Genomic DNA, 25,407 nt, shown 5'->3' with positions numbered 1-25,407 from the left:
CCTCCCCTTTCTATCGGGTTGACCGGGCCTTTAGTTTCAGTACTAATTTAATATTATCCTCCACTGACTCAGCCAGTTGATTCTTTTCCTGTAAATCTACCAGCAGCGGAAAAACCTCATTACGCCCATAACCTAACACTTCCAGGGCTTCTAATATTTCATTAATCCCGCTGTTGGCGGTAGTATCCACGGTCAGGGGAATATTGTCTTTAACCTTATCTTTTAGTTCAAACATCAATCGCTGGGCAGTTTTTTTACCAATACCAGGTACCCGGGTAAGGGTCTTTTCATCCTGGCTGGCCACCGCTGTATAAAATTCACCCGGACTCAGATGGCTCAAAATATTCATAGCCGCCCGGGCCCCGATCCCTGATACTCCCATTAATAGTTGGAAAAGGTCTAATTCCTCATGTTCTATAAAACCATACAGCTTAAATTCATTATCTAATACCTGCAGGTAGGTGAAGACTAAAAGTGAACTACCCATCCGGGGCAGACGAGTCATATCTCTTAAAGATACTATCGCCTCCATCCCTAATCCATTCACTTCCACCACAATTGATTCCGTCCTTATCTCAAATAAAGTCCCCTTAATAAAGGCTAACATTACCAACCACCCTTTTTTAAACCATTTAAACGATAGGAATGAAGATGACATAAAGCAATAGCCAGGGCATCAGCAGCATCATCCGGCCGGGGAATTTCTTTCATCCGTAAAATTCGCTGCACCATTAACTGTACCTGCTTTTTATCAGCCTGTCCGTATCCTACTACCGACTGTTTAACCTGCAGGGGAGTATATTCATAAACCGGCAATCCGGCACTGGCTGAGGTCACTATAGCCACCCCTCGGCTCTGGGCCACCGTAATTACTGTTTTTGCATTTTTATGGTAGTATATCTGCTCAATCGCCATCGCCTGAGGACGGTATTTATCGATAACCTGGGCCAATTCCTGCTGGATAATACACAGGCGAGCCGGCATTTCCATACCGGCCGAGGTTAATACAGTTCCATAATCCACCAGACGTTCCCGACTCCCCTGACCCTCCACCAAACCATAACCGGTAATGGCTGTCCCCGGATCAATTCCCAGTACCAGCATTAACTCACACCTTTTATTTCGTTATTTTCATTATTCCTTATAATACTGTAACAGATTGCTGGTGATCATGGCTATTACTGCCCACAAAAAAAGACAAGGGATATTTTAACCTTGTCTACCTTGTCTTTTTTATAAACATATACTTTATATACTTTATAAAAATAAAATTAGGTTACTGCTTTCCAAACAGCGCCTTTCTCCCCGGGTAATATATTTTATCCTGAGCTTACACATATTCATCCAGATTTTCCAGAGCATCATTAAGGGCTTGTTCATTGTCAAATACCAGGTTTCCGCAGCGAATATCATTTTGAACCTTTTCAGGCAATGCCTCCATAGGTAAACGGGTTACCCTTAACAAAACATCATGCTCCGCATCAGGTCCCTTAAATATAGCTACCCGGCCATTATATTCTTTCAAACGATATTTTTCTTGATCCTGCGGGCACCAAGCATCCAACTGCTGGTGTATTATCAAAGCTCCAGCCTGCTCATAAACCTGGTATCCATTTTCCGGACGGTAAACCAGCTTTATTTCATCTAGAGACTTACCTACTAAAGACTGATGATCTTTGAATTCAGAAATAACTACATGACCACACCGAGTATATTCCTGTTCGTAAACAATTTGCGTATCCTCATTAACCACCCATCGTTTTTCTTCCACTCCCAGTACTGGTTTTTGTGGTCCCCGATCAGTATCTATTTTTTTATATAAATTAGCAGCTAAAGTTCCTAAAGCAAATCCCACTAACAAAACAGCCGCCGTAATAAATAAAATTGATTTTTTCATGGTGCACCATCACCTCGCTTAAATTCTTACCATTTTATTGTATTTTATACATGGCTGAACTGTTCCACGAGATGATATAAGAAATCGTCAATAAATGGAAAGGGGAAGCAAAAGGACCAGTTAGCTGGTCTCTTGCTTCCCCTTGCTTCCTTCTAGTTATTCTAATTTTTCCATAACTTCATCAGGAATGGACATATTAGTATAGACATTTTGCACATCATCATGATCTTCTAAAAGATCAATCAGCTTTATTATCTTAGTCGCCATTTCCGCATCGTTTATGTCCACGGTATTTTCAGGAAGCATTTCTAAATCCGCCTCCTCGATGGCGATGTTTTCCGTTTCCATAGCTTCTTTAACTTCCATAAAGCTCTCGGGGAAGGTAACTACTTCATAAACATCTCCCTCATCACGTACATCCTCTGCGCCTAAATCCAGCAGTTTGAGCATAAACTCATCTTCATCCATGTTGAGAGTATCCTTATTAACGGTAATTACTCCCGCCCGTTTAAACATCCAGCCTACACAACCGGTTTCCCCCAGGTTGCCATTATGCTTGGAGAAAAGATGACGTATTTCGGAAGCAGTCCGGTTACGGTTATCGGTAGCAATCTCCAGCATAACCGCTACCCCGGCGGGAGCATATCCCTCATAAATTAACTCTTCCAGGGCATCCCCCTGTATTTCACCGGTACCTTTTTTAATAGCCCGGCTAATATTGTCATTAGGCATATTTATAGCCTTGGCCTTTTGAATGGCCAGTTTCAGTTTTGAATTAGCTTCAGGATCACCACCGCCTCCGCTACGTACTGCTATGGTTATTTCTTTAGCAATTTTAGTGAATTCTTTACCTTTTTTCTCATCTGACCGGGCCTTTTTATGTTTAATATTGGCCCATTTTGAATGTCCGGCCATTTGCTAACCTCCTGCCATACTATTTACCAAATACCAGGAATAAGTCGGCTGGTGTGCTGCATGTATTCCCGGTAACTATCACCAAAATACTGTAAAAGGAATTCTTCCTCTACCCTTATTCTGTATACTAAAGCGGGTATAGTTGCCAGCACCATTATTAACAAGGCTCCCCAGGAACTGAAAATTACCGGAATAGCCATAAACGATATTAGTGATCCCAGGTATAAAGGGTGTCTAATATTCCGGTAAGCTCCGCTGGTTATTAACTGGTGGTTCTGGTAGACCGCCACCCGGGGATTAAAATAGGGTCCAATGGAATTAAATCCCCACCAGCGTATTCCACAGGAAATAATAAAAAGACCAAAACCAATAAATATTATATAAGGTTCTGCTGCTATCATTCTGGTAAAATGGTATTCTACGAAATCTATAGTAGCATAAAACAAGGCGATTAAAAAAGAGAGCTGCAAGTAAAGGTAGGAGCGGCGATCATCGTCTTCGATTACGAAATCACCGGGATCTTTATAAATAACCGTTTCCGACAGAATCGCCCATGATAGATACAAAGCGACAAAACTGGCGATTACCTTAAAATCAAAAGGAGGAAGTTGCTGCCAGGCCAGGTAGCCCACATAAGCAAATACACCCACCGCTAAAATCATCCTGATTAAAACATTTCTTTGCCGTGAGTTCAATTTTCAACCCTCCCGATATCAGACAATATCCCCGGGGATATCGGCGATAGGCGGCATGTGCCGCTTATGCTCACTAGTTTTAATAAGCTGTTCAATTTTTTGTGCAACTTCAGGATCACCCTGGCCGCTGGCTAGGTAGTGGTCTAACTGTTCATAGGTTAATCCCATCTCGCCCTCATCAGTCTGTCCCGGCCATAATCCACCTGATGGAACTTTATTAATGATCACTACCGGTATTTCTAAATAGCGGGCCAGTTCATAAACCTGGGATTTTAATAATCCCCCCAGCAACTGCAGATCTACTCCGGCATCACCGTGTTTAGTAGAATATCCTACCATTAATTCACTGCGATTACTAGTTCCTAAAACCAAATAATTACGGGCTTGAGCTGAATAATAAAGCGTAAGCATACGCAGGCGGGGCTTTATGTTAGCGCGCAGCAATTGCCCCACCTGACCATCAACCTTAATATAAGATTCAAATAGGGTAAAAAGGAAATTATAAGCGTTATCCAGATCCACGATATGATAAGGTATGTCAAACTGTTCCAATAGAAGCTGGCTATCCATCAGATCTGATACCTGACTTTCACAGGGAAGTACTAAACCTAAACACCGATCCGGAAATGCCTTTTTGGCAATTACTGCCGCTACGGCGGAATCAACCCCTCCGCTGACCCCCAGGACGACTCCTGAAGCCCCGGCTCCCTCTACCTTTTCCCGCAGCCAGTTTACCAGATATTCAGTAACAGCTTCCGCTTTCATGGTAACTACTCCTCCTCAACCTTCAATAAATCCGTGGATAAATATTTATCTATTCCATCGGGAGCAATCGCCAGTATTTTTTTACCGGCTCCCATTTCCCGGGCTACCTTCAGTGCAGCACTGACAGCTGCGCCGGAAGAAATACCCACTAACAAGGCTTCTTTTCGGGCTAGTTCCCGGCAGGTCTGGATAGCCTCTTCATTCTTTACCGTCATTATTCTATCGATCATGTCAATATTCAACACTGGGGGAATAAATCCTGCCCCAATCCCTTGAATTTTATGGGGTCCTGCCGGTTTACCACTTAATACTGCCGAAGAATAAGGCTCCACTGCTACAATCTGTATTTTAGGAATGGCCGGTTTTAAAACCCGGGCTATCCCGGTAAGGGTCCCTCCACTTCCTACACCACAGACCAGGGCATCTAATTCTGTTCCCATTTGTTCCAGTATTTCCGGCCCAGTAGTCATCTCATGACTTAATACATTATCCGGATTTTCAAATTGTTTTATCATATAATAATGGGGGTTTTCCTGGACCATCTGGTTAGCCACTTCTACTGCCCCGGACATGCCCTTTTCCGCCGGGGTTAATACCAATTTAGCACCATAAGCTCTCAGGATTTTTTTCCTTTCATCGCTCATATTTTCCGGCATAACCATAACAATAGGATAACCTTTTATACAGGCCGCCATAGCCAGGCCTATTCCTGTGTTACCACTGGTTGCTTCCAGAATAATGGAACCAGTACCCAGCCACCCCCGTTGTTCCGCCTGTTCGATCATGACTAATGCAGGACGATCTTTAATACTCCCACCCGGGTTATAGCTTTCCAGTTTTATATAAACCTGGCCGGCGTCATCATCTAGCATATGGTTGACTTTAACAATCGGCGTCTGTCCAATCAAATCTAATGCATTGTCAACTACTTTCATTTTTCTACCTCCTTGGGAACGGTACTATCTCCATCTTTCCCCAGACCGCCATCTTCTCCCCTTTTATGGCCAGGATACCTGTAATTCCTGGTATAGTTTTAGCCAAATCCACGGCTTTCATTAAGTCGGACTCATCATTTATAAGGTTACCGGCCCGGGTAGCCACTGTATCAGCTAAAGCTACCGGAAAGCCCTTCACCACTACAGCATCAGCCTGACCAAAACTAAGACTATGGCCAACCGTTCCTGATGAAGTACATATTCCCAGCGGGGTTTCCCGGGCCATAACCCGGACCCCTATCCGGTAACTAAAGGGAGAATCACCGGCAAAAACAGCTACAACCCGGGTATCTTTAGCATGTATATATATATCCCCGCCATTTTCTACGATTACCTCTTCTACCGGAGCAGATAATAATTTAGTCCCTACCCTTTCGGCAATAGCCCCGGCTACGGCGGCCATCGGTCCTACTCCTGCAGCACAGGCTGCCTCAGCCATACTCTTTACTATAGGACTAGCCCCAGGTAAGAGAGTTACCGGGAATAGTGCCTCCTTAAATCCGGGATGAATAGACATATAAGCCTGCAGATCAGCCCGCAATTTAATCACCTCCTGGCGGCAGATTTCCTCCAGGTGATTATTATAGCTTTTATGATCTACCCCGATATTAAGATCCGTTTCCTTTATCTTTACCTGAAAATAGCGCAGATTTCTCCCTTCATGCCATCGGCGGTAGTCCCGCTCCACATATCTGAAAGCACCCTTCTCCATCCTTTTAGGAAGCCGCCTCCTTGATTTCAAAGTATAACTTTATAGCTCTGGTAGGGCAACAATCCAAACACATTTCACATACTACACACCGGGAATTTTCAAAAGATACTTCCATAGTAGCTCGGTCAATAGCCAGGGCTTCCGTAGGACAAAAAGAAGCACAGGCTCCACACTGAATACAGGTTTCCGGCTCCCAAATAACCGTTTCACTTAATGGTTCCACCATTATTCCCAGGTTCTTGAGAAACTCCACTCCCTGGTCATACTGTTCCCGACTACCTTCCACTTCCATCACCAAGTATCCTTCCTTCTGAGGATTAATGTCAGCTTTTATAATATTGACTATTAAATCATAATTTCTTACCAGGCGGTATATAAGAGGCTGCTCTGATTGGGCCGCACTGAAATAGCATACGATCCGGTTTTTCATTATTAGCCCTCCTCTTGTTAGCGTTTAAAGAACACACCATTAGGCGAGCGTTCAGGAATCGACTTGAACTCAATTTTCGCATCTGCCCCGGGTAGCGAGGCCACCGGCCTGGTCAGTTCAAAACGCCCCTTTCCAATCCACTCTTTAAGTATATTAGCTATCCGCCTAGCCCGAGGATAACTGGATTGAGGGGTAGTGATAATCTCTTTACCATTTATATTAACCCGGCCGCTTTTTAACTGCCGGAAATTTACTACTCCCAGATCGATGGGTTTGCTATATGGATAGCCTTCATTATAATCAACTACTGTACAAAGTATATCCTCATCCTTTACTGCAGTATGGTACAGGATCTCCTCATCAAGTATCGGTATAGGTATACCAATTCCTATCGCCATAGTAGCCCCATAACCGATATAACTTAAACCTACCAGCCAGTTTGAATCCATCTGCTTAAGATCACCAATAACTGCCAAGGTCCCGGCTGAGGTTACCGGCACTCCATTTTCTCCCCGGGGTACATTAGGATGATGCTGGGTACCATTCCAGGCTACATAACCAGTTCCTCCCCCCAAAAATATCCGGGTACCTATGCCAATAGTCTTATAGTAGGGATCATTAAGCAACGGGCTAAGCTGCCCAGAGGTAGAATAGCTGATATTTCCCATATGAGGTTTTAATATCCCCATATAGGTATAAATAGGACGATCTCCCAGGTTCACTGCACAATTGTAATTTTGGTAAGCATTACGCGGATTAAAAAGAAAAGCTTCATTCACATCCTGAATAGTAATAATAGTATCTACTTTTTTATTAGGATAACAGTCAGTACCATAGGCAACCGCCTCCAGGCGGATCTCCTTGCCTGCCACCAGATCATGAATAACATGACCACCACCATAGCTAAATCTACCCGGATAAACCTTGTTTTCCGGATCAGTTTCCGGCAGCTGGGCCGCACCAATATAAGCATCAACCGCTGCGATACCGGTGTAAGCTTCGACCCCATTTAACCAGACTTTTTTCATTTTAATGCGCGGTTTAGAGTGGCCAAAATTGATAAAAGCACCTGAAGAACACATAGGACCAAAAGTACCGGTAGTAACAACATCAATTTGCCGGGCCGCCTCACTAAGACCTTTTTCCTCCACAATGTCAATCACTTCTTCTGCCGTTACAACTACTGCCTCTCCCCGGCGAATTTTCTCATTGATTTCCTCATAGCTCTTTTGAACGGCCATTGTTTTCCCCCCCTTTTTTTATTTTAGCAATCCCAGCAGTCTTTGCGCTGTCATAACTGCTGCCCGGGCATCGTCCGAATAGCCATCAGCCCCAATACTATCCGCATAATCCTGGGTAAGAACCGCTCCACCTACCATAACCTGACAATCCAGACCTCTGTTTTTTACCCCTTCAATCACTTCCTGCATCCGGGGCATGGTCGTCGTCATTAAAGCGCTTAAGCCAATGATATCAGCCTTCTCTTTCTGCGCCGCATTTAAAATCTGCTCAGCAGACACATCCTTCCCCAAATCCACCACTTTGAAACCGTAGTTTTCCAGCAATACGGAAACAATATTCTTGCCGATATCATGTATATCCCCTTCTACTGTAGCCATCACTATTACCCCTTGAAATTGAGCCTGTTTCCCGGCCATATGTGGTTTTACCAGGGCAAAAGCCTTTTTCATAGCTTCCGCTGCCCCCATGAGTTGGGGAAGAAAATACTTTTTTTGATCATATAGTTCCCCAGCCTTTTCAATGCCTGGTATCAAGCCCTGGCTAACAACCTCCATAGGATCCATCTGTTGTTTATTAAGGGCTTCATAAACCAGATTCTCTATCCCCTCCCGATTGCCTTCCAATACCGCTTTTTGTAAAAGACCGATAATTGATTCATCCTTAGCTAACCTGGTTTCCGGGCTGGCATCCGGTACTTTCTTAGGTTCAACTTTAACCGTCATGCCTTCTATCAGGTGGGGAATATTACACTCCCGGCAAATGCTATGTCCTCCCCCTGGAGAAACAGGCTGTGCCGACTGGTAATTACGGTAGTATTCAATAAATGCCCCACAGTCACGGTCACGATTAAGCAATACCGCTGCTGCCCTGGTAACATCCATCATTCGTTCATCAAAGGGGTTTAAAATAGGTAAATCTAATCCTGCTGCCCAGGCCATAGCCAGATAAGCTGAGTTAATCACCTCCCGGGCCGGCAGGCCGTGGGAAACATTACTGACCCCCAGCACCGTACCTACTCCCAGTTCGTTTTTAACCATCTGTAAAGCCTGAATAGTCTCCATGACCTGGGCTTGCTCTGCACTGGCAGTCTTAACCAGGCAATCGATATATATATCTTCATCCCTTAATCCATATTCTTTGGCCCGGGCATATATTTTACGAGCAACCGCTAACCGCCCCTTGGCATCGGCAGGTATACCCTGTTCATCCAGGCATAAACCTAGAATTGCCGCCCCATACTTGTGGGCCAGGGGCAAGAGAACTTCTAACTGTTTATCTTCGCCGGTAGTAGAATTAATAAGGGGCCGCCCCACAAACGACTTGAGCCCGGCTTCAATAGCTTCATGGTTGGCAGAATCCAGGGAAATAGGTATATCAATAGCTGCCTGAATATCCAGAACTGCTTTGCTCATAGCCGCCGGTTCATCTATTCCCGGGACCCCCATATTCACATCTAATATGGGTGCTCCACTGTTAGCTTGCTTCTTAGCCTCCTCCATGACCATCTGCATACGGCCTTCTTTTATATCCTGGGCCAGTTTTTTGCGGGCCGTAGGATTGATGCGCTCCCCAATAAAAGCCAGCGGTTCCTTTTCCCCCACCAGAATATAACGGCTGCGAGAAGCTAGCCCGCGTAAAGGATGGTAATCGCGTTTTATTGGCGGCATCCCTTTTAGAACACTGGCCATAGCCTGGATATGCCGGGGAGTGGTTCCACAGCATCCTCCGATGATATTGGCCCCGGCCACCCTGAGCATCAAGGCATACTCAGCCATTTCTTCCGGAGTATCCGGAAAAACCGTTTTACCCTCAATTAAGCTAGGCAGCCCGGCATTCGGCTCCACTGACAAATACTGGCTGGTATGCCTGCTTAAAAGCTCTATGACCGGTAAGAGTTCCCGTGCTCCTCCCGAGCAATTAGCCCCTATGGCCAGAGGTTGTAAGGCCTCCAGGGTAATCAGAGCAGTTATAGGATCAGTCCCCATCATAGTTCGCCCGTCCGCCTCGAAACTCAGGTGAGCCAAAACTGGTAGACGGGTATTAGCCCGGGCCGCAATCAGGGCAATTCTCATCTCTCCAATATCGGTCATCGTTTCTATAGAAATCAGGTCAGCTCCTGCATTTTCACAGGCCTTGACCTGCTCGCTAAAAGCTTGGTAAATTTCATCAAAACCCACCTCACCCATAGGGGCCAGCAATTGTCCAGTAGGCCCTATAGAAGCTGCTACCAGGGTATGGTGGCCTGCAGTGCGACGGGCTATCCTTACTGCTTCCGTATTAATCTCCGTCACCTGCTCCTTAAGTCCATATTCTTTCAATTTAAAAGCATTCGCCCCAAAAGTATTAGTCTGAATTATATTGGCTCCCGCATGAACATACTGGTAATGAATATCTTCAAGTACCGAGGGATTTTCAATGCCAAATAACTCTGGACACTGTCCGGGGCTCATTCCCCTTTCCTGCAGCATAGTTCCCATGGCACCATCTAATATCAAAACCTGTTCTTTTAACATCTTGTATAAGTCCCCGGACAACTCCAGCATCCCCTTTCAGTTATAAATAATTGTTATCTAACCATTCTCATATGTTTAGGTTCTATAAAAACCTGGTTTTACTTTCCAGGCTAAAAAAGCCTTTCATATATTTCTAATATCACTCTACATATTTATGCATTTCCATAAATAAATTAGAAATACAAAATCTCACCGGAAGATATACGTAACCATAAATTAGCATTAAGTATAAAAAACCCCTCTTTGCATGAAAGAGGGGTTTTTTTATATTTAATGCCAGCTCTCCCTCTCATCTGCCAGGATAACCTGCAGGAATTAGCACCATGCCTCTGTGGGCGGTTGCCGGGTTTCATCGGGCCAGTCCCTCCACCTCTCTGGATAAGAGTCTTTATGCCAATTTAATTTATTTATCAGCTACGGGATCTCCTTTTTAGCTATTACAGAATCCTCCTCATCATCTTCTTCCGGAGCCATATCCTCCTCATTTATAATTATTTCATCTTCATAGCCAGTGGAATTATACCTGGCCGGCTTAGCCGAGGAGGCAGGGGTATCCATCCGAATAGCATCTTCAAAATCTTTTTTAACTCCTGAGGTAGCTCTCTTAAACTCCCCCAATGCCTTGCCCATGGATTTGGCGACCTCCGGCAGCTTGCCCGGACCTACCACAATTAGGGCCACCAGCAGGATTAAAATTAACTCCCAGGGACCTATATTCCCAATAAAAGCAAACATCTTTTACCTCCTGGCTGCAAACTGATTTCTGAGTACATTGTACTTGTATTTTCCAAACCGTGCAATTGCTTTCTGAATTACAGATACATAGATCATATCCCTACCATCTATATTTTATCCCATATCAACACCAGATCAGGATAGTCTAAAACATGCTTAAATTCTTACACCGAATTTTCATTCATCTACTTAACCGCTAAATACCGGGTGATTATCTCTTTCATTAGCATTGGAACCAGCCGGTAAACCATGTTCACTATTAAGCTTACTTTTTTGCGGTAAACAAATCCAGAAATGGACCTGCCCCGAGGTATTTAACAACTCCATACTACCTTCATACTTTTCTATCAGCTGCCTTACAATATATAGTCCCAAACCGGAATGATCTCCCGGTTTAGTAGTAAAACCGGGGGTAAACATTTTTTTAATTATATGGGGCGGAATAATACCAGGGTTTAGGACTTCTATAATATAATTGTTATTTTTCCCCTCACTCATTTTCACATTAACTACCCGGTTTTGGTAATCTAATCCCTTTACATAATCAAAAGCATTATTAATCAGATTGCCCAGAATATTATTAAGCTCGTAATCTGGAATCTTTACCCTTTTCATCGGACTGCTAATTTCTACATTAAAGCGTATTCCATTAGCCCTGGCCAATCCCGATTTAATATAAAACAATGCTGATAATCCCGGCACTCCCACTTTAACAAACTGATCTGAATTAAGGGTATCTCCCATAAGCTCCGCCAAATATTTCTGTGCTTCTCCAGATTGCCCTAACTGCAGAAAACCATACAAGGTTTGAAAATGATTAATTAAATCATGATTTTGGGCCCTAAAAGCAGTATGTAATTCGTTAAGGGTTTGCAGGTAACCTAGCTGAGCCAAATAATCACTTTCCCGATTAGTTAATTTAAACAGTTCTTTGATCAAAAGAGCAGTAACTACTACTGCAACTACCAGGGTGATATTAGCACAAAACCCCAGCTGTGATAAGCTCAAAGTTTTCGAAAAATGGGACTGTCTACTAAAAGCTGTGATATTCCAAATACTTTGTAAAACCAAAAAGCAGCCTAAAACGGTTAGTAATCCTAAAATAACCTTATTACGCCGGGGATCAGTTACCATATCCAACACCGGGTAGTCCAGCAGGTACATATGAAACCTAATGGCGATAAAAATACCTACTCCTACCAGGAGGTATTGCGGTAAAGGAACTAGTATCCAGACTAACAAATTGTCAAAAAAACCTGGAGGAGCCTGCTCAAACAAATTTAAGGTCACTGATGCGACCAGAGCCTCACTTAACGCTAGGGGAATAATTCCTAATGCCGCCGTAATTAAAGCCCTGACCATATTAAGATTCCAGGAAACTATAATAATAAAAGCCTGGACTAACAATAATAGTATGAATATTAATTCGAGCTGATTGGATAAACTACGAATGCAAGTGGATAGAATAGCAAAAACACAGGCCGCCAGAAGGAGTTTACGAAAACTAGGCTTTATATTTACCATTAATAGACCTAGCCAGGTGGATAACAAACCAGATAAAAAACCATTATAGGCTAAAACGCCAATGGGCATAGGGTTCACCTGATTCACCTGCTCTCTATTTTCTATTTTTAAGTTTGTTTCTGTTTCACCTAGTTCAAATCACCTGTAAGATAAGCTGTATTTATTAGATCTTATCACTATATTACAACATTTTCCATATAAAGCCAAGTTTATGTCAATCTTCGTCCAATAATATTGTATTATGGTTAATTATGTTCCCCAATAGATATCTATTCCTACTCAATTTAACAAATCATTGACCTCAAATATATTTTTCCCACATTATGATAATAAACAGCCCTGTTATAAAGCCATATTTAATCACCTGTGTTAAAATAAGGTAATATTCATAAACGTAGGTGATAATGGTGCTGGCTTCCCTGAAAACTCTAGTCATAACTGGAATTGATGCTCATCTGGTAAGGGTGGAGGTAGATTTACAAAATGGCTTGCCGGGCTTCGATATCGTCGGCCTGGCGTCGGCTTCAATTCGCGAAGCCCGGGAGAGAGTACGTTCCGCCATTAAAAACTCCGGCTACCAATTTCCCAATCGCAAAATTATAGTCAATCTAGCTCCCGCTGACCTTAAAAAAGAAGGCAGTCATTTTGATCTTCCTATTGCGGTGGGTATTTTACTGGCTTCTGGGCAAATTGTAAATAGGAGTTTAGAGCATTATTATTTAGCAGGAGAGCTTTCTCTGGATGGTACCATCCGCAAAGTCCCTGGTATCCTGCCCATGGCTTTACAGCCCGGGCTTACCCGCACAATCAACTTCATAGTTCCCCATGATAATGGCAACGAAGCCGCCCTGGCAGGTACGGTGAATATTTTCGGGGTGAAAAACTTGCAGCAAATCTGTCACTATCTTGATGGCTATATTGAACTTGCTCCCTGGCCGGAAATAAACTTTGACCAGGCTTTAGATTTACATAATTCACCTGATTTTAGTGAGGTCCGGGGACAGGAGGCTGCTAAAAAAGCCCTGCAAATAGCTGCTGCCGGCATGCATAACGTACTACTCATTGGTCCTCCCGGTGGTGGTAAAACTATGCTGGCCCGGCGTTTGCCAGGAATCCTTCCCCCTATGACCCGGGAAGAAATACTGGAAACTACCAGGATTTACTCCGTGACTGGTCTCCTGGACCCGCTTCATCCGCTAATTGGCAGCAGACCGTTTCGGTCACCGCACAAAAATGCCTCTGCAGCCAGTATTATCGGTGGGGGGAAAATCCCCCGCCCAGGTGAAATAAGTTTAGCTCAAAATGGAGTTTTATTTCTCGATGAATTACCTGAATTTAGTCGGGATGTATTGGAATCCCTGCGGCAGCCGTTAGAAGATAAAGTTGTAACTATTGCCCGTTCCCAGGCTACCTACACCTTTCCGGCCAATTTCAGTCTTATCGCTTCCATGAACCCATGTCCTTGTGGAAATTTTGGATCAGATTTAGAATGCCGCTGCTCACCTTTACAAATTCGCAATTACCTAAACCGCATCAGCGGCCCGCTCTTAGACCGGCTGGATATGCATGTCGAGGTCTCACGGGTCAATTTTGACGAACTTCACCAGCCTCAACCTCAGGAAAACTCGGGCACCATCAGGGATCAGGTAAGCGAGGCCCGGGAAATACAAAAGATTCGCTTTACTGATTATCCCATTAAACTTAATTCACAAATGAATCCGGCCCAGGTAAAACTATTTTGCCGCCTGGACCATGAATCAGAGGACCTTTTAAAAAATGTATTTCAAAGGCTTAAATTAAGCGCCCGTGCCTATGACCGTATTCTAAAAGTAGCCCGTACTATTGCCGACTTAGACCACTCTAACCACATTAAAATCCACCACCTGGCAGAATCGCTCCAGTATCGTGGATTAGATCGCAAGTATTGGGAAAACTAAGTGTAGTTATATCTGGCATGATTGTGGATAATACCAAAGATTTTTTCATTAAGAGTTTTCTTTCCACAACGCATATTTTCTCCCGGGGTAAGGAATCATAAGCATGAAAACGCTTACTAACCTAGCTTTTTGAAAGGAGGCAAATTCCTTTGATAGGAGCAATTGTGCGTTTCGTGGTATCAGCTCTGGTGTTAATGCTGGTAGGATTCCTGGTTCCGGGAGTCACTGTGTCCGGATTTGTAGGGGCACTAATTGCTGCCATCGTTATCGCTGCACTGGGCTATGCGGTTGAGGCAATACTGGGAGATAAAATATCCCCGCGCTCCCGTGGAATTGTGGGATTTATAACCGCAGCAGTAGTTATTTACGTAGCCCAGTTTATCGTCCCCAATTACCTATCTGTTTCACTGCTGGGAAGCTTGCTCGCTGCGCTGGTCATCGGTATTATCGATGCTTTCGTACCCACAGAATTACGCTGAGCTAACAATCCCTCAGCAATAGACACCCTTAGTCAAGGCTGTTGAGTATGGTCAACAGCCTTTTTCCTTGACTAGAGGTACTCTCATTCTTTCATCTCACCTGGCAATACTACATTTCACGGGCTATCCGATCCAGTTCCTCTGCCATACTGGTAATTTCCTCTATACTGGCCGTTATCTCTTCAGTGGCTGCTGCCTGCTCTTCACTAGATTGCAGATTGATTTTGCTTTTGTGAGTAGTGGTAGCAACATCATTTTTTATATTAGTAATTAAATCCCTGATACTGATAACTGTTTGCTTTGATTCATCGGATAATTTGCGTATTTCTTTAGCAACTACTCCAAATCCACGTCCGGCATCTCCAGCCCGGGCCGCTTCAATAGCAGCGTTAAGACCTAACATTTTAGTTTCATCGGCAATCTGTTTAATAAAAGATAAAACCTCACTAATTTCATCAGCCATTTTGTTTACTTCTTCAATTTTTTCATTTAATTGTTTTTCGTTTAAATTTATATTAGAAGCCGAAGCTGCTAATTCTTCTACTACTGCTGAAATTTCCTGCAGACTGTTTTTTAAATTGCCGGCTAAATTACGCAGATTAACTGCAGTTTGCTTAGGTAAAGCAATATTGAAGGTAGCCACTACTTTGTTGCTATCATCTTCATCAAAACAGGGATTACTCATTATTAGTACCGGTACTCCATATACACTGGCATCCAACTCTTCTATCGCTAGTTGCTTACTTTTAATAGCTCGACTAGCAATAAATCCTTCTTTAATGGGATCACCTAAATTAAGGCCCGGCATATCAAACTTGTCGGAAGCCTGTCGATAAGCTATCTTCTGCAGATCAGTCATATATAAAAAAGCTCCTTCTGAAAACATATTAGCTATAATAGGAGCAAAATCGCCAAAAGAACGAGCTATCGGGTGCAGCCGCGGCACAATTATACACAAGGATTGAACCGGTTGTCCCTCTTCATTACACACTGGAATGGAAGTCATAATTACCCTCATGCCGTAAATCTGCCGGGCAATTTTTTCGGTTACAACATTATTTTGCTTGATAGCCTGGGCAGCAGCCCCTTCTGCTCTTACCTTTCCCCCCACCATAAACTGAGGAATATCAAACTCTTGTGAAGGGATCTTCCACAGGATGGTATCATGATCAGTAGCGGCAAATACAGCTCCACCCGGAAAAGTATCTACCATGAAAGGCACTAATTCCTTAAAAGCTTCCAAATATTCCAAGGTAATCATCCATATTCAACTCCCTTAAATAAAATGGCAGGAAACCAGAAGAAGCTGTGTCTATTCCCCGAAATATATCTGTAAAGAATGAATCTCCTGTCGATATATTAACAACATCGTGTACAAGAAAAATAATAAGTTTGCCCCAACTGAACTTGCTACAAAACCTCCCAGATCTAATAGCAAGTTCTTAAAAAAATGTATGCCCCCTGGTGGCCTTAACTTAATAGGAGGATACTTTTAGATACCATCACTATCATAATTGAGGACCTAAGCCCGATATACCACCATTATACAATGATATAAGTATCTTTTATACCGGACCTACGTCCCGTTTATCATCAAGAACTTGCTTATATAAAAACCAAACTTCCCTGGCTAAGCAATTAAGTAAATCGACCCATCACAACTGTAATCGGACTATATTACAGCTTAACTGAAACAGGTAACTCAAAACTACAAATGGCGAATAACTTCTAGGCAGCTAAACTGCCAAAACAACTGATTCGGCTTAACCTTAAAGCAAAATCTCATTAAACGGTCTTTATTATCAGACTGCAGTTCCTACCCTACGTAATTTCTTATTGCGCCAGTGGGCAGAAACGCTGTAAGCCCATTAAATAAGCGGGTCCAGCAATACTAGTTCCATAAAGGATTACCGTTTTATCTAAATCTAAAAAATTAATAATACTGCCATTAACAACAGTACTACCAGTTATTAGCGCTAGATAACTTCTCCTTAATCACCTGGTTCCTTTATGAATCAGTATGCCCGATAAAAATGCTATGGCCGGATTTACTGCCAAAGTCAGAGCCGCTACCAGTAAAGCTAGAAACCATTCCCCTTGGTCATCATCCACCCGTGCTGCCCGGGCCAGATCAAGCCCACTAAAAAAAAGCAGCGCCCCTAATACTGCTTCCGGCACCAGCAATAGCCAAGATACTGCATCTTTACCCAGCAAAACACCCGCTAACACCAGCAGTAATCCCATTATAAATGGAGTCAATCGGGTTCTGCCCCCATAACGATAATGAGCTGCCACTCCCCCACTACCATGGCACATCATGTAGCCTCCCCAAGGGGCAGCTAAAAGGTTGGCTGCCCCCATGGTTAAAGATAGATTTTTCTCTGTAACCCGTTCAGCCTTGGCACCATATAGCTCCTGGGATATAACGGTAGTTACCAGTACGGCATTAGTCAATGTTAAAGGCAGTTGGGGCAGTGTAATCAGAACAAAAGCCTGCCCAAAATCCCGGGCCTGGGGCCAGATAAATTCAGGGATATGTAAGGCCGGAATAAACTCAGGCCAAGATTGAGGAGGATGAAGCCATAACCCTACTATGGTACCGACTACCAGTATAATAAGGGCGGTGGGGAGTTTTTTAAAATAAAGAAGTACCAGCATTAACACCAGCATAATAGTTCCCAGCCACAAATCAGTTAAAGCCATATGCATTCCTAATATAGCCAACGATAACCCTAAGCCCAACTGGATTCCAGCCGTTACTCCCCGGGGGGTAATTCTAGCTAAACGCTCTATTAAACCGGTAATACCCAAAAACAACAATATAGCTCCCATTAATATTCCCGCTGCTGCTACCCCTTCTGGAGGTACTTTTTCGACCAAAATCGCTGCGGAAGCCGCCTTCATAGGCTGTACCGCCATAGGTATACCATAAAACCATCCGCTAAAAATATAAAATATCCCAAAACCTGTAAATATACTGGTAGCATCCAGCCCAGCCACGGTAATAGCCGCCAGAACATGTGGTAAGAAAGTCCCCAAATCTCCCAGGGAACCTGATAACTCATTTAAAAGTCCTAATCTGCTATGCTTATCCATATGTAAGTGCTCCTTTGCGGGAAGATCAGCACCCCCCTTCCCCTATAGCAAACCTGGCGATCCTGGCAAACCGATGGGCCGGTGACTTTATAATCCAAGCCCACATTAATCAACTTAATTCGCCATAATGAAGTATTTTCCTGCTTATGGAAATAAAAGCAACCAGGACAGCCCGGCAGCACAGGGACAGTTCTTGTGCTGCCTTCCTCCTTAAAAAGGAAAAGGAAGGATCGTCAGCCTTATTCTGTTTCACATACCAGGCTGCAGATGATCCTTCCATTCTATTATTATGAGGACTTTAAATGAAACGCAGCTATCCCGGTGTAGACTGCTCTAACTGACCCGGAAGCGTTTTAATCGTAATGAGTTAGATACTACAGTTACTGAACTTAGTGCCATAGCTCCCCCAGCTATAATGGGGGACAAATAACCAAAGGCCGCAAAAGGTATGCCAATAATATTATATATAAAAGCCCAAAACAAATTTTGCTTAATATGTTTCATGGTGGTACGGGATAATCTTATGGCTAGGGGAATAGCTCGCAAATCTCCCCGCATAAGAGTAACCTGGGCAGTTTCCATGGCTACATCGGTACCAGTACCAATAGCGATACCTATATCAGCCACCGCCAGTGCCGGAGCATCATTAATCCCATCTCCTACCATGGCTACCACCCCACCCTGCTTTTTCAGTTCTAATATTTGGTCAGCTTTATCACCGGGCAATACCTGGGCAATAACCTGGTCAATCCCCACCTGACTGGCAATTGCACCAGCGGTTCGCTCATTATCACCAGTGAGCATATAAATCTTAATCCCCATGCGCTTCAGTTCCGCCACTGCTGCCGCGGAATGTTCCCGCACTGTATCAGCTACCGCTATAATACCTGCTAATTCGCCATTAACAGCCATGAACATAGCAGTTTTACCTGCCTCCTCCAGCTTCTTAATAGCAGTTTCTCCCTGGGTAATATCCACCTGTTGCTGTTTCATCAAAGTACGATTTCCCAGTAAAACCGCCTGCCCAGCGACTAAAGCCCGCAACCCTAGTCCAGGTAAAGCCTCAAATTCCTCCCCCTCCGGTAGTTCTCCCGCCAGCTCTAAGGCCCGATTATATATCGCTTCTCCCAGAGGGTGTTCTGAATTTTTTTCCGCAATCCCGGCCAGGTATATAATTTTTTCGTCAGGTATACTGCCTAAAGATACTATATCGGTAACTTCCGGTTGTCCCCGGGTTATAGTTCCGGTCTTATCTAATACTAAAGTGTCAATCTGGTGAGCTGTCTCTAGGTATTCCCCACCCTTGATAAATATCCCATGTTCAGCACCTACCCCGGTTCCTACCATAATGGCAGTAGGGGTAGCCAGCCCTAGGGCACAAGGGCAAGCAATAACCAGTACAGCCACCGCCGTGGTTACTGCCGTAGTCAAACTACCGTTAGAAAGGTATTGCCCTATAAAGGTAACTAAGCTGATGATAATGATGGAAGGAACAAAAAAACCTGATACCCGGTCGGCCAGTTTTTGAATAGGGGCTTTACTGCCCTGGGCATCTTCCACCATTTTAATAATACGTGCCAGGGTAGTATTGTCCCCTACCCTGGTGACCCTAAATTTTAGGCTGCCCGTCTTATTAATCGTAGCCCCTACCACTTCATCTCCAGGTCCTTTTTCCACGGGAATACTCTCACCAGTCAGCATTGATTCATCAATCAGGGTGCGCCCTTCTATAACCTCACCATCCACTGATATCTTTTCCCCGGGACGCAGGAGGATAATATCACCTACCTGCACCTCTTCTACCGGAATATCAACCGTCATATCCCCTCTGACCACCCGGGCTGTTTTAGCCTGCAGCCCGCTTAGCGCCCGGATAGATTCAGTTGTTTTAAACTTGGCTACTGCTTCTAAATACTTCCCTGTCAATATAAGGGTAATTATAGTAGCCGAGGTCTCAAAATAAATGTTCTGGTGATTACCGACCCCAATATTATAAAGGCTGAAAAAATAGGCCGCTGTCGTACCTAAAGCTACCAGGACATCCATATTACTACCACCGGAACGAATCGCCAGGTAAGCATTACGATAGAAGCGATAACCTATAATAAATTGTACCGGTGTAGCCAGAATTAATTGTACATAGGGATTATGCAAAAAAGGGACATTAAGTCCCAGCACGGTAAGTACCATGCCGATAATCATAGGCGCACTTAATATTACTGAAGCTATCAGCAAATTACGCAACTGCCGGGCATCTTCATCATTTAAAAGCTCCGTATTAGCCAGACCAGTATCTTCTTCAGCAGAAAAGCCTATTTTAGCCACATTTTCTTTAATCACACCCAGGTTGATTATATCCGGATCATAATTCACAACAGCTTTGTTAGTGGCTAAATTAACTGTAGCTGACTCTACGCCTTCTAATGTATTAAGCTTTTTTTCCAGGCGTTGTGAACAGGTAGCACACGACATACCAGATATTTTAAGATTTATAACCTGTTTCATCACTAATCTCCCTCATCAGGAAGCAAGAGGACGGTCCCTCTTGCTTCCCCGCGGTTATTTTCTGTATTTTCTGGAGGCTAGGAAGCATAGGTTGTCAAATAGTTCGGCTACCGTTATAACTCCTACACCACCAGGTACTGCACTGGCTATCGATGCCCGATCACGGGCTTTTTCGTGCACATCCCCCCATACCTTCCCATTTTCATCCACATTTATCCCCGCATCAATTATAACGGCTCCCTCTTTTACCATATCGGGGGTAATAAATTCCCGCTTACCCACTGCTGCTACTAATATGTCGGCACCACGGGTTTCATCAGCCAGGTTACGGGTACGGGAATGACACAAGGTTACGGTAGCATTTTGTGCCGTCATCATAACGGCCAGGGGCATACCAACAATAGTACTGCGTCCTACTATAGTAACCTGTTTACCTTCCATACTGATATCATGTTCTTTAAGCATGCGAATAACAGCTTTAGGAGTACAGGGCTGTACCCCAGGTTGACCGCTGATAAGTTTACCCAGATTAAAATTATGAATTCCTTCTACATCCTTATCATAATCCAGGGAATTTATGAGATGGTTTATATCCAGGTTATCCGGCAGTGGTTTTTGAATCATCACCCCGGTAACCGCCTTATCACCATTTAGTTCCTCAATGGTTTTTAGTACCTGCTCCTCTTCTGTCCCGGCCGGCAGGTTTACAATATCCACTCCGATACCAGTTTCACTGCCAAAACGGCGGATACCATTTACATAAGCCATCGAAGCCGGATCATCTCCTACCTGCAGTACCACCAGGTTCATCTCCATTGAGGCCGCCTGTTCCTGAATGTGTTTTTTCAGCTTATCCCTTATTTCCCTACCGTAAATCAACATGGTATCTTTCCTTTCCAATAAACTAGCCAGCTTCCTGGCGAATTCGCTTCAATGTTTTTATATCCTCATCAACGGTTTCAAAAGGTGTTTCCAATATAAAGGGTAGTGCACCTAAAAAAGGATTCCTAAACATACCGGCAAATCCTTGTTCACCAATCATTCCTTGCCCGATGGGGGCATGCCGGTCCCGCCTGGAACCTAACTCCTTTTCACTGTCATTAGCATGAATCACCTTTATCCTGTCCCGACCTATAACTTGATCAATAGCTGCCATCAGGTCAGGTATTTCTTCACTGCGGGTCCAATCCCATCCAGCAGCGAAGGTATGACAAGTATCCAGACACACCCCTAGACATTCAGAACGTTTAACCCCATTTATGATATTTACCAGTTCGTCAAGATTACTGCCCAGCTCTGAACCTTGTCCAGCCATAGTTTCCAGCAGGATCATGGTATCACCGGAGTAATTTTCTAGTGCCTTATTTAAAAGTTTAGAAACCCGCTCAATTCCAGCTTCTACTGTAGAAGTAGTATAAGATCCGGGATGCAGTACCAGGAAATCTGCTCCCACCAGGGCACAGCGTTCCAGATCCTGCTGTACGGTTTCCAGGGCAAACTGGTATAAATCATCCTTAACCGCCGCCGGATTACAAATATAAGGGATATGTACTACTAGCGGATCAATGGCATTATCTTTAAGCGCCTTCTTAAAATAATCTACTTCGCCCTGGCTAAGCTGCCGGGCTCCCCGGCCGCGGGGATTGCGTAAAAATACCTGCAGGGCATCTAATCCCAGGCGCACGGCTTCATCAGCTGTATGCTTTAATCCTTTGCCTATAGGTAAGTGAGCCCCAATAGGTGGTGTTACTCTGTTAATATTCTTTCACCTCATCTTTTGCTCATTCAGGTAATTGACAAATTCCCCGAACTTGCCACAAAAATCCTACCTGAATAAAAAATAAAAAAATCTGGTTTATCGAAAGGAGGTAGCCCGGACAGTTAAGCTTGGGCCGGATACTGCCCGGGCCACCGGTTTTTCGTCTGCCAGATACCTTAGTGAAGGCTTTAAACCCCTTAAGGTTAGATCTTTCTTAAGTTATCTTATCAAAAACCTTCTTAAAAAGCATTTTCAATATGATTAAAAATCGGATGCCCATTTTGGAAACGTACCGCTATCACATCAAAACGGATCTGGCTGTAACCACTTTTACATTGACTAAGATAGCTTAAAGCCGCCCGCCGGATGTGCTCTATTTTATGCGGGGTCACCGCTTCTTCCGGGGTACCAAAGCGTTCACTAGTTCTAGTTTTTACTTCTATAAAAATGATATGCCCGCCTCGGGTGCAAATAATGTCTAATTCACCAAAGCGGGTATAGTAATTACGTTCCAAAATTCGATAACCCTGGTTAGTTAAAAAACTAACCGCCAGGTCTTCCCCTTTTTTTCCCAGTCGTTTTTTCATCCTTTATCACCTTCCGGATAGTGGCTGTTCATATTATAAATAAAAGCTAATATTTCAGCTACCACAGGATACAATTCCGGGGGAATCTCCTGGTACAAATCTAAGGCCATTAAATACTCTGCCAGTTCGCTATCCTTCTTAAGAGGAACTCCACTGGCACGAGCTATTTCCTTAATTTTTTCCGCCAGGTAACCCTGCCCGCTGGCTACTACAACTGGTGCCGAATCGTGATCAGGATTATAACCCAGGGCCACCGCCCTTTCTCTTTCCTTTTCCACTAACTCTCCCACCTTTAACCCCTAATATAGGCTAATTTTATAACCCGTATTTTAAATTTTACCCCTTCAGGTTATTACCGTTTTAAACGACAATATCTACACCTAAAGGTTTATAACCAGCCATGTGAGCTTCTTCTACAGCTGGTCGCAGGCAGTATTCTTCCGGCCGGCTAACCGTTTTTATTCCCTTGTTAATCACTTGATACCCTAGTGTGCTAAGTCCTTTCTCCAGTAGTGCAATATGGGTAGCCATAAACCGCCCCACCGCCTCACTTTGCACCACGCCCTGGAAAGTAATAACCCCCCGACGCTGCCAGTCAACATGAAAAAGCACCCTTCCCATTCGTGAGGTTTGCAGGGAAACGATTACTTTTAAGGCTTCCTGGCTGTTCATACTTCGGTTAGTCTCCCGCTGGAATCTCAGCTCACAAGGAACATATTCTTTTCCCATTTTCACTGGCAAGGAAACATAATAATACGGTAGGGAGCTATCCATCCCGGATCGGCTGGCGGCATTCATGAGCTGCTGGCTGGAAAGTTCTTTCTCCAGCTGGCCTAACTTTTCCAGCACCTCATTTATCAACGGATTTTTTAGCCGGGTAGCTTCTTCCTGGCCCAGCATCTCTACTAACTTCAATAAATAAGCCATTTCCGGCTGCATTTTTATAATATTAGCTAGTTTGGCCGGTAACTGTTCCGGATTCGTATCCAGGTTAAGAGACATTTCCTGGATTAAAGGCTGCAAAAGGAGCAGCACCCGCCTTAATGTCGTCATTTCCCTAGCCTCTGTTCCGCTACCCCGGACATAATCCAACTCTCCGGTCATACCACCTGTATTTGGGGAGCTGGTTAAAGCACCCTCCTGTTTAATAATCTCATCCGGAAAGTTTAACCGGGCAGCAGCACTTCCTTCTACCTTCTCCCGAACCGTTAACACTTCTTTATCAGGTATCACTAATCCTCCATCCGGTTTGGTTACCGCCAGTTGGTTGAGCAGGACCTTTTCTGACCCGGCCCACTGGCGGGGAAGCATCCCAGCTTTGTCCGCCATTGCTAACTGGCGGGATGTTATCCCTGCTTTCTCCAGAGTCGTCAGCAGGTCACGCAATAAACCGGCTATACCAGCCGGGGAAGAAGTCAAGTGATTAAGAAGATCTAAAATATCCGCCCTTACCGGTATCTGATTTTTTATAGCCCAGGCAGTCAATTCCAGATGACGAGCATCATTACCACCTAAAATCTGCAGCCCCCGAGCCATTTCCGCCATAGTATCCCGGCTTACAGGCAAGCCATACTGGATTAATTTCTCCGCCACCTGCAGTTGATGGTTATTTACCGGCATCCCTAGATTTCTCAGGTGGGCCGATAAGTTATCCTGTTCAATTTTACTAAGCATCTCCGGGGTTAAAACCTTCAAATAGGCTTTGCCTTGGTTAAAATTATCCACCCGCAGGTACAATTGTTGTCCCGGTTCTACCTTGGCCTCAGCCGCCGCTTCAATCAGCCGGCCTTTTAACAGGAGAGTTACTAATCCATCAGTTCTGACTTCCTGAACCATACCCTTAAGTACCTCCCCCTGGCTAAGGAACAATTCCGGACTACCTGGTGCGGTAATATTTAGCATCACCTTGGTCAAAGAGACCGGGTTGCTCTGCATAATCTCCTCCCGTAACCATAAATTTAACCGGTTCGAAACTAACCCGGTGAATGGGGCAGGGCCCTTTTTCCAATAACGCCTCTATATGCTGGCGGGTAGCATACCCCTTATGTCGGGCAAATCCATATCCCGGATAAATACTTTCGAAGCCTTCCATCATTTGATCCCGTTCTACTTTGGCGATAATGGAAGCACAGGCAATGGATATACTCAAACTGTCTCCTTTAATAATGGCTCGCTGGGGTATATGTATATCTTTTAAGGATAAAGCATCAATAAGCAAACAATCCGGTCTTATTTCCAGGCAGTTTACAGCCAACTGCATAGCCTGAACAGTAGCCTGGTAAATATTTATCTTATCCAGCAGCGGAGGATAAACCGCTGCTGCCGCCCAATCTAAAGCCTTGTCTTTTATGTGCCCTACTAATTGCCGCCGGCGGGCAGCAGTTAATTGTTTGGAATCATTTACCCCGGGTAAATTAAAATCCTGAGGTAGGATAACCACAGCTGCCACCACCGGCCCGGCAATTGGCCCCCGTCCGGCTTCATCTAATCCGGCAATATACTCATATCCCTCGCACCTGGCCTGGTATTCATACTGTTTCATATGCTCCAAGCGCTGCCTTTCCTGTTCATCTAATTCTTGTTCATTGTTATCTATTTTAGTCACTTATATACTCGACTCT

At 44.1% G+C, this 25,407-nt stretch carries 24 protein-coding genes and 1 riboswitch; of the genes, 2 read left to right on the top strand and 22 right to left on the bottom strand.

From position 1 onward, the window contains the following. Positions 1 to 10: 10 nt before the first annotated feature. From ruvA to ACZ5Q0_RS09710, 13 genes are all read right to left on the bottom strand, one after another. Positions 11 to 607, bottom strand: a complete 597-nt coding sequence (gene ruvA / locus ACZ5Q0_RS09770) for a Holliday junction branch migration protein RuvA (RefSeq protein WP_446818206.1) — start codon at positions 605 to 607, stop codon at positions 11 to 13. After that, entirely contained in the window at positions 607 to 1,104 is a 498-nt protein-coding gene (gene ruvC / locus ACZ5Q0_RS09765; protein WP_446818207.1) for a crossover junction endodeoxyribonuclease RuvC, read from the bottom strand. Before ruvC ends, ruvA begins: the two co-directional genes overlap by 1 nt. Before the next feature lie 226 nt (positions 1,105 to 1,330). Continuing rightward, entirely contained in the window at positions 1,331 to 1,897 is a 567-nt protein-coding gene (locus ACZ5Q0_RS09760) for a hypothetical protein (protein WP_447182504.1), read from the bottom strand. A 156-nt stretch (positions 1,898 to 2,053) separates the two neighbouring features. Then, the gene (locus ACZ5Q0_RS09755) at positions 2,054 to 2,812 is read right to left on the bottom strand and encodes a YebC/PmpR family DNA-binding transcriptional regulator (RefSeq protein WP_446818209.1); all 759 of its coding nucleotides are present in this window, start codon (positions 2,810 to 2,812) and stop codon (positions 2,054 to 2,056) included. Positions 2,813 to 2,835: 23 nt separating this feature from the next. Continuing rightward, on the bottom strand, positions 2,836 to 3,507 hold the full coding sequence (locus tag ACZ5Q0_RS09750) for a methyltransferase family protein (RefSeq protein ID WP_446818210.1): 672 nt from the start codon (positions 3,505 to 3,507) through the stop codon (positions 2,836 to 2,838). Between the two features lie 18 nt (positions 3,508 to 3,525). Next, the gene (nadE, locus tag ACZ5Q0_RS09745; protein WP_446818211.1) at positions 3,526 to 4,272 is read right to left on the bottom strand and encodes an NAD(+) synthase; all 747 of its coding nucleotides are present in this window, start codon (positions 4,270 to 4,272) and stop codon (positions 3,526 to 3,528) included. A gap of 5 nt (positions 4,273 to 4,277) precedes the next feature. Next, entirely contained in the window at positions 4,278 to 5,207 is a 930-nt protein-coding gene (gene cysK / locus ACZ5Q0_RS09740; RefSeq protein WP_446818212.1) for a cysteine synthase A, read from the bottom strand. 4 nt (positions 5,208 to 5,211) lie between these two features. Continuing rightward, positions 5,212 to 5,979 (bottom strand): UPF0280 family protein, encoded by a 768-nt coding sequence (locus ACZ5Q0_RS09735; RefSeq protein WP_446818213.1) that lies wholly within the window; start codon positions 5,977 to 5,979, stop codon positions 5,212 to 5,214. 4 nt (positions 5,980 to 5,983) lie between these two features. Then, positions 5,984 to 6,409, bottom strand: coding sequence for an NIL domain-containing protein (locus ACZ5Q0_RS09730; RefSeq protein ID WP_446818214.1), 426 nt, complete (start codon positions 6,407 to 6,409; stop codon positions 5,984 to 5,986). A gap of 17 nt (positions 6,410 to 6,426) precedes the next feature. Continuing rightward, positions 6,427 to 7,650: a homocysteine biosynthesis protein gene (locus ACZ5Q0_RS09725; RefSeq protein ID WP_446818215.1), complete on the bottom strand. Its 1,224-nt coding sequence runs from the start codon at positions 7,648 to 7,650 to the stop codon at positions 6,427 to 6,429. A gap of 18 nt (positions 7,651 to 7,668) precedes the next feature. After that, positions 7,669 to 10,164 (bottom strand): homocysteine S-methyltransferase family protein, encoded by a 2,496-nt coding sequence (locus ACZ5Q0_RS09720; RefSeq protein ID WP_464827127.1) that lies wholly within the window; start codon positions 10,162 to 10,164, stop codon positions 7,669 to 7,671. A gap of 286 nt (positions 10,165 to 10,450) precedes the next feature. Then, a riboswitch (SAM riboswitch) is annotated at positions 10,451 to 10,549 on the bottom strand. 29 nt (positions 10,550 to 10,578) lie between these two features. Then, positions 10,579 to 10,899: a Sec-independent protein translocase subunit TatA/TatB gene (locus tag ACZ5Q0_RS09715; RefSeq protein WP_446818217.1), complete on the bottom strand. Its 321-nt coding sequence runs from the start codon at positions 10,897 to 10,899 to the stop codon at positions 10,579 to 10,581. A 189-nt stretch (positions 10,900 to 11,088) separates the two neighbouring features. Next, a complete protein-coding gene (locus tag ACZ5Q0_RS09710; protein ID WP_464827126.1) occupies positions 11,089 to 12,510 on the bottom strand; it encodes a sensor histidine kinase in 1,422 nt (473 codons plus the stop codon). A gap of 317 nt (positions 12,511 to 12,827) precedes the next feature. Between ACZ5Q0_RS09710 and ACZ5Q0_RS09705 the strand changes: the two genes are divergently transcribed. Together ACZ5Q0_RS09705 and ACZ5Q0_RS09700 are read left to right on the top strand one after the other, a co-directional pair. Next, positions 12,828 to 14,360 carry a YifB family Mg chelatase-like AAA ATPase gene (locus tag ACZ5Q0_RS09705; protein WP_464827305.1) on the top strand — a complete coding sequence of 511 codons (1,533 nt, stop codon included), beginning with the start codon at positions 12,828 to 12,830 and terminating at the stop codon, positions 14,358 to 14,360. A 149-nt stretch (positions 14,361 to 14,509) separates the two neighbouring features. After that, positions 14,510 to 14,839 carry a phage holin family protein gene (locus tag ACZ5Q0_RS09700; RefSeq protein WP_446818220.1) on the top strand — a complete coding sequence of 110 codons (330 nt, stop codon included), beginning with the start codon at positions 14,510 to 14,512 and terminating at the stop codon, positions 14,837 to 14,839. A gap of 109 nt (positions 14,840 to 14,948) precedes the next feature. Here ACZ5Q0_RS09700 and ACZ5Q0_RS09695 read toward each other — a convergent pair whose 3' ends face one another. The 9 genes from ACZ5Q0_RS09695 to ACZ5Q0_RS09655 all read right to left on the bottom strand — a co-directional run bounded on the left by ACZ5Q0_RS09695 (position 14,949) and on the right by ACZ5Q0_RS09655 (position 25,391). Further along, the gene (locus ACZ5Q0_RS09695) at positions 14,949 to 16,100 is read right to left on the bottom strand and encodes a methyl-accepting chemotaxis protein (RefSeq protein ID WP_446818221.1); all 1,152 of its coding nucleotides are present in this window, start codon (positions 16,098 to 16,100) and stop codon (positions 14,949 to 14,951) included. Between the two features lie 734 nt (positions 16,101 to 16,834). Next, positions 16,835 to 17,935 carry a putative sulfate/molybdate transporter gene (locus tag ACZ5Q0_RS09690; protein WP_446818222.1) on the bottom strand — a complete coding sequence of 367 codons (1,101 nt, stop codon included), beginning with the start codon at positions 17,933 to 17,935 and terminating at the stop codon, positions 16,835 to 16,837. 333 nt (positions 17,936 to 18,268) lie between these two features. Further along, complete coding sequence (locus ACZ5Q0_RS09685) at positions 18,269 to 20,440, bottom strand: heavy metal translocating P-type ATPase (protein ID WP_446818223.1); 2,172 nt, start codon at positions 20,438 to 20,440, stop codon at positions 18,269 to 18,271. A 54-nt stretch (positions 20,441 to 20,494) separates the two neighbouring features. Then, complete coding sequence (locus ACZ5Q0_RS09680; RefSeq protein WP_446818224.1) at positions 20,495 to 21,340, bottom strand: bifunctional 5,10-methylenetetrahydrofolate dehydrogenase/5,10-methenyltetrahydrofolate cyclohydrolase; 846 nt, start codon at positions 21,338 to 21,340, stop codon at positions 20,495 to 20,497. Positions 21,341 to 21,344: 4 nt separating this feature from the next. Then, positions 21,345 to 22,124 (bottom strand): deoxyribonuclease IV, encoded by a 780-nt coding sequence (locus tag ACZ5Q0_RS09675; protein WP_464827125.1) that lies wholly within the window; start codon positions 22,122 to 22,124, stop codon positions 21,345 to 21,347. 314 nt (positions 22,125 to 22,438) lie between these two features. Next, positions 22,439 to 22,786: a YraN family protein gene (locus ACZ5Q0_RS09670; protein ID WP_446818225.1), complete on the bottom strand. Its 348-nt coding sequence runs from the start codon at positions 22,784 to 22,786 to the stop codon at positions 22,439 to 22,441. After that, a complete protein-coding gene (locus ACZ5Q0_RS09665) occupies positions 22,783 to 23,064 on the bottom strand; it encodes an EscU/YscU/HrcU family type III secretion system export apparatus switch protein (protein WP_446818226.1) in 282 nt (93 codons plus the stop codon). Before ACZ5Q0_RS09665 ends, ACZ5Q0_RS09670 begins: the two co-directional genes overlap by 4 nt. An 82-nt stretch (positions 23,065 to 23,146) precedes the next feature. Continuing rightward, positions 23,147 to 24,721, bottom strand: a complete 1,575-nt coding sequence (locus ACZ5Q0_RS09660; protein WP_447182503.1) for a hypothetical protein — start codon at positions 24,719 to 24,721, stop codon at positions 23,147 to 23,149. Beyond that, a complete protein-coding gene (locus ACZ5Q0_RS09655) occupies positions 24,663 to 25,391 on the bottom strand; it encodes a ribonuclease HII (protein ID WP_446818228.1) in 729 nt (242 codons plus the stop codon). Before ACZ5Q0_RS09655 ends, ACZ5Q0_RS09660 begins: the two co-directional genes overlap by 59 nt. Positions 25,392 to 25,407: the final 16 nt, after the last annotated feature.

Source organism: Syntrophomonas erecta subsp. sporosyntropha (assembly GCF_055395365.1).
Note: the sequence above shows the minus strand (reverse complement) of the source record. Positions and strands in the feature narration are given on the sequence as shown.